This is a genomic window from Methyloceanibacter marginalis (genome assembly GCF_001723295.1).
GTDB classification, from domain to species: Bacteria; Pseudomonadota; Alphaproteobacteria; order Rhizobiales; family Methyloligellaceae; genus Methyloceanibacter; species Methyloceanibacter marginalis.
Genome location: NZ_LPWD01000138.1, coordinates 1 through 4,626, shown reverse-complemented (window position 1 = coordinate 4,626; position 4,626 = coordinate 1). Strand labels below are relative to the sequence as shown.

Genomic DNA, 4,626 nt, shown 5'->3' with positions numbered 1-4,626 from the left:
CGTCATGGTGACCCACGAGACCACGGAGGCCGCCGTGCGCAAGGCGCTCGTCGCCATCGAGCGCGACGGCCATGTCGATGCGAAGCCTCAGATGATCCGCATCGAAAAACTGTGATACGGACTCTGCTATAAGACGCGGGGAGCGCACCTGCGCGCGAGCTAGGGAGGGTTTGACGTGTCAGAGGCTGCGGCAAAGACCGAGCTCGACCGTGCGCTTGCGCTGGATATTGTCCGCGTCACCGAGGCGACCGCCGTTGCCGCCGCCCGTTGGCGGGGCCGGGGCGATGAAGTGGCCGCCGATGAGGCCGCCGCTGCGGCCATGTATCGTGAAATCGCACGGCTCCCGATCCAGGGCGTCGTCGTCGTCGGCGAGGGCGAGGAGAACGAAAGCCCGATCCTCTATATCGGCGAGACGATCGGCGCGGGCTCCGAGTCCGGTGTCGAGCTGGACCTGGCCGTCGATCCCATCGAAGGCACCACGCTCTGTGCCAAGGCGTTGCCCAACGCCCTGTCGGTGCTGGTTGTGGCCGAACACGGTAGTCTTCTGAAGGTGCCGCCCATCTACATGGACAAGATCGCCATCGGCGCAGGATATCCGGACGGTCTCGTCGACCTCGACGCCACCCCCGTCGAGAATCTCCAAGCCTCGCCAAAGCCAAGGGCGGTCGGCGTGCCAGAGCTCTCGGTATGCATCCTCGACCGGCCCCGTCACGGCAAGCTGATCGAGGAGGTGCGTGAAGCAGGGGCCGCGCTCCGGTTGATCGGCGACGGCGACATTGCCGGCGTGATCCACGTGACCGAACCGCAAGAGACAGGAATCGACATGTATCTCGGCCTTGGCGGTGCGCCGGAAGGGGTGTTGGCGGCCGCGGCGCTCGCCTGCATCGGTGGTCAGATGCAAGGCCGCCTCGTGGCCATGAACGATGAGCATCGCGGCCGCGCCCGGGCCGCCGGCATTTCGGATCTCGGCCGCAAATATTCGATTGGGGAGATGGTTCGGGGCGATCTCAGCTTTGCCGCGACCGGGATTACGGACGGCTCGCTGGTCGAGGGGGTGCGCTTCGCCAAGGACGCTGTCTTCACCCAGAGCGTGGTCATGCGCGCCTCGACCCGCACCGTGCGCTGGATCAAGACCGAGCATGCCGATCTGAGCAAGTTCGACTGACCGGCGGCACCCCGCGAATCAGTTACACTTTGCGATCTTCCAAAAGCGGTTCGTAAGAGTGGCACACGCGTGACGGCAGCCCTGAAATATGACGCGACGGACACCGCCGCCATGCTCGGCGTGGAACGGTCCGCGCGCGGTCGCCGTTGGATCGAACGGCTGGAGGCCGGGCGTTTCCACATCGCGACCGCGATCTCTCAGGCGCATGGACTGCCGGACCTGCTCGGCCGGGTGCTCGCCGCGCGGGGCGCGGAGCTTCACAGCGTCGAGCGGTTTCTCGATCCCTCGCTCAAGACCTTGCTGCCTGATCCGGCCCGCCTCCAGGATATGGAGCGTGCGGCAGAGCGTTTCGCACGCGCCATCCGCAATGGAGAAAAGGTCGCCGTCTTCGGCGATTACGACGTCGACGGCGCCGCCTCCGTGGCCCTCGTCGAGCGTTTCCTGCGCGCTCACGGACAGTCGTGCATCACCTATATCCCGGACCGCCTCACCGAAGGGTATGGCCCCTCGGCGGGAGCGCTGAGCGGTCTCGTGGAAGAAGGCGCCAGGCTGATCCTCACGGTGGATTGCGGCACTACGGGAGGCGCGGCCATTGAAGCAGCCAATGCGCCGGGCGCGGAAATTATAGTGCTCGATCATCACCAAGCCGACGAGGCGCTGCCGCCCGCCTTTGCCGTCGTCAACCCGAACCGGCAGGACGATCTTTCTGGTCAAGGACACCTGGCGGCCGCGGGCGTGGTCTTTCTCTTCCTCGTGGCGACGATCGGGGTCCTGCGGCGCGAAGGAGCCTATGCCGGCAGGCCCGAGCCGGACCTCCTCGGCATGCTGGATCTCGTGGCGCTTGCCACCGTGTGCGACGTGGTGCCGCTCAAGGACGCAAACCGCGCCTTCGTCGCCAAGGGGCTCAAGGTGCTGCGGCTCCGGCTCAATGTGGGTTTGCGCGCGCTCGCCGATGCCGCCCGTCTTGACGAGGCGCCGTCCACCTACAGTCTCGGTTTCATCCTCGGCCCCCGCATCAATGCCGGCGGGCGAATCGGCGCCTCGGGGCTCGGCGCACGGCTGCTGGCGACCGACGATGAGGTGGAGGCGCGCGCCATCGCCGGCAAGCTCGAGGCGCTCAATGCCGAGCGCAAGGCGATCGAGGCGCGCATGCTGGAAGAAGCCTTCGCTTGCGCGGACGCGGCCATCGAAGACTCACCTGATTTGCCGCTGCTGTTTCTTGGCGCCAAGGATTGGCACAAGGGCCTCGTGGGCCTGGTGGCCGGTCGCATCGCCGACCGCTTCCATCGCCCCGCCTTCGTCATGGCCATCGAGCAAGACGGGACTGCCACAGGCTCAGCCCGCTCGCTGCCCTCCGTCGATCTCGGCGCCGTTGTGCGTGCCGCGGTCCAGCAAGGGCTGTTCCTAAAGGGCGGGGGACACGCCATGGCGGCAGGCTTCTGTCTGGACCTCGCCAAACAAGACGCCGCCCGCGCCTTCCTGCGCGAGTCCCTGGCGGGACCGGTGCGCGCGCAGTCGCCAGCCGGCAGCTTGCAAGACGGCGCGTTGTCGGCGCGCGGCGCCACCCTTGAGCTGATCGATCTTCTGGAGCGGGCAGGGCCCTATGGCCCGGGGCACCCGAAACCCCGCTTCGTGTTCCCGGCTCATCGCGTCACGCGTTTGCGCACCATGGCCGAAGCGCATCTGCGCTGCACGCTTGTTGCCGCCGACGGCGGGCGGATCGAGGCGTGCGCCTTCAGGGTCGCGGGCACGCCGCTCGGCGATCTCTTTGCAAGCGCCGAGGGAGGCACGCTTCATGTGGCGGGTCATCTGCGCCGGTCGGTCTGGCAGGGCCGGGAAAGCGTCGAGCTGATGATCGAGGATGCGGCCCTCTGCGGCGAGGCGTCGTAAGCGCCGTTCTTGCGGGCGTCCGCAAACCTTTCTATATGACGGGGCTCAAAGCGGTACGCCCCCTTCGTCTAATGGTCAGGACGCCAGGTTTTCAACCTGGAAACAGGGGTTCAATTCCCCTAGGGGGTACCACTTCCTGGCCGCGCGCGGCACTGCCCCTACCATTTTCCGGTATTTTCCATCGACGCCCAAGGCTCCTGTTTCGGCTTTGGGCCGCCTTTTTGCAGCAGCTCGATGGAGATGTTGTCCGGGGAGCGGACAAAGGCCATGTAGCCGTCGCGCGGAGGGCGGTTGATGGTCACCCCGTGCTTCATCAGGTGGTCGCAGGTGGCGTAGATGTCGTCGACCTCGAAGGCCAGGTGACCGAAATGACGGCCTTCGTCGTAGATTTCGGGGTCCCAGTTGTAGGTCAGCTCGATCTGTGAGTCCTCGTCCCCGGGGGCGGCCAGGTAGATCAGGGTGAAGCGCCCTTGCTCGCTGTCCATCCGGCGGACCTCTTTCAGACCGAGCTTGTTGCAGTAGAAGTCCATCGACTCATCGACATCGGAAACGCGCACCATCGTGTGCAGGTACTTCATCGGGTCGTCTCCTCGTGAGGTTTGTACGTGGCGGGCCGAACCCTAAAGCGGAGCGCGCAAGCCTGGCAAGCGCCCATGGCCGCCGTGCGGGGGTCGGCCGCATGAAGATTTTGCGTCGATTGTTGCATAGGGTCCACAGCGCGGCGTCCATATCACACCGAATGAAAATTTGTCCGTCGCCAGAAACATTTGCCTCCCCTTCATCGAGATTTTGCCACGCTGGTCCCCTGCGCCGGCAAGACGCGCGACATGCATTGGATTCTGTTGCCGATCAGATGGTTGCGCGAATCTTTGCCCACCTGTCACGAACTCCGAGTCGGATTGTGGAGAAGGCTTTGTCCCCGGGAAAATTCCGCTGGCTCCGGTAACGCGCAATGCTATGTTCGAAAGAGAGTGCTCCAGTCGATTCGTTGTGAGGCGTCGAGTCGATTGGCAGAAGTGAAGCGGGGGAATGCGGCATGGGGGCGAAGGCATCGCCACTTCAAGAGGAACACACCCAGCGCGACGAAGAAGCCACAGTTGATGTGTTCGAGGTTTCAGGGTCAATCAAGTGGTTCGATGCGTCGAAGGGTTACGGGTTCATCGTACCGGACGAAGATCTTCCAGACGTATTGCTGCATGTAACGTGTTTGCGCCGGGACGGTCATCAGACCGCCTACGAGGGCTCGCGCGTGGTATGCGAAGTTCTGCGCCGCCCCAAGGGGTTACAGGCGTTCCGCATCCTGGAGATGGACGATACGACGGCGATCCATCCTTCGGAGCTGCCGCAACGGACCCATGTCGTGGTCGTGCCGGAGAGCGACTGGGAGCGGGCCATGGTAAAATGGTTCAACCGGGTTCGCGGCTTCGGCTTTCTGACCCGGGGTCCGTCGACGCTCGACATCTTCGTTCACATGGAGACCTTGCGCCGGTGTGGTTTCACGGAGCTGAGGCCCGGACAATCGCTTCTCGTGCGCTATGGCCGGGGTTCGAAAGGGCTGATGGCCGCCGAGC

Annotated in this window: 4 protein-coding genes and 1 tRNA gene; 4 read left to right on the top strand and 1 reads right to left on the bottom strand. The window is 64.7% G+C overall.

Annotation, left to right across the window (positions count from 1 at the left end; translation table 11 throughout):
• Positions 1-175 precede the first annotated feature (175 nt).
• The 3 genes from glpX (at position 176) to AUC71_RS06080 (ending at position 3,187) form a co-directional block, all read left to right on the top strand.
• On the top strand, positions 176-1,165 hold the full coding sequence (gene glpX / locus AUC71_RS06090; RefSeq protein ID WP_069623553.1) for a class II fructose-bisphosphatase: 990 nt from the start codon (positions 176-178) through the stop codon (positions 1,163-1,165).
• A gap of 69 nt (positions 1,166-1,234) precedes the next feature.
• Positions 1,235-3,055 carry a single-stranded-DNA-specific exonuclease RecJ gene (recJ, locus tag AUC71_RS06085; protein ID WP_342021803.1) on the top strand — a complete coding sequence of 607 codons (1,821 nt, stop codon included), beginning with the start codon at positions 1,235-1,237 and terminating at the stop codon, positions 3,053-3,055.
• A 57-nt stretch (positions 3,056-3,112) separates the two neighbouring features.
• Positions 3,113-3,187: transfer RNA gene (locus tag AUC71_RS06080), tRNA-Glu, on the top strand.
• A gap of 26 nt (positions 3,188-3,213) precedes the next feature.
• Here the strand turns inward: AUC71_RS06080 and AUC71_RS06075 are convergent.
• A complete protein-coding gene (locus AUC71_RS06075) occupies positions 3,214-3,633 on the bottom strand; it encodes a VOC family protein (RefSeq protein WP_069623552.1) in 420 nt (139 codons plus the stop codon).
• Positions 3,634-4,091: 458 nt separating this feature from the next.
• Between AUC71_RS06075 and AUC71_RS06070 the strand changes: the two genes are divergently transcribed.
• Positions 4,092-4,626 (top strand): cold-shock protein (locus AUC71_RS06070; protein ID WP_069623551.1); only part of this gene is annotated, 535 nt, incomplete at its 3' end.